The sequence below is a fragment of the Salifodinibacter halophilus genome (assembly GCA_012999515.1).
GTDB classification, from domain to species: Bacteria; Pseudomonadota; Gammaproteobacteria; order Nevskiales; family Salinisphaeraceae; genus Salifodinibacter; species Salifodinibacter halophilus.
Genome location: JABEEB010000631.1, coordinates 1 through 242, shown reverse-complemented (window position 1 = coordinate 242; position 242 = coordinate 1). Strand labels below are relative to the sequence as shown.

The 242-nt window shown below is 68.2% G+C and carries 1 protein-coding gene; it reads left to right on the top strand.

The features are described from left to right. Window positions 1-83: 83 nt before the first annotated feature. The coding region (locus HKX41_13095; protein NNC25070.1) for a phosphate ABC transporter substrate-binding protein at window positions 84-242 on the top strand (159 nt) is incomplete at its 3' end.

Sequence of the window (242 nt, the reverse complement as noted above, 5' to 3'; positions counted from 1 at the left end):
GCACGACGCCTCCGCGCTCGCCATGGCGAGTCCGAGCCGATCCCGGAGAGCTCGATCGCCGTGGGGGAGGACTCCCGCCGGAGGTGAAGGAGAGGATCCGGGCGGCTTTCCTGGAGATGACGCCGGAAAACGTGGATGCCGCCACCCTCGGCACCGAGGACGCCGTCGGCTACGTCGAGGCCACGGACTCGGATTACGACGTGATCCGGGACTTGGTGGACACGCTGGACCTGGATCTCGAG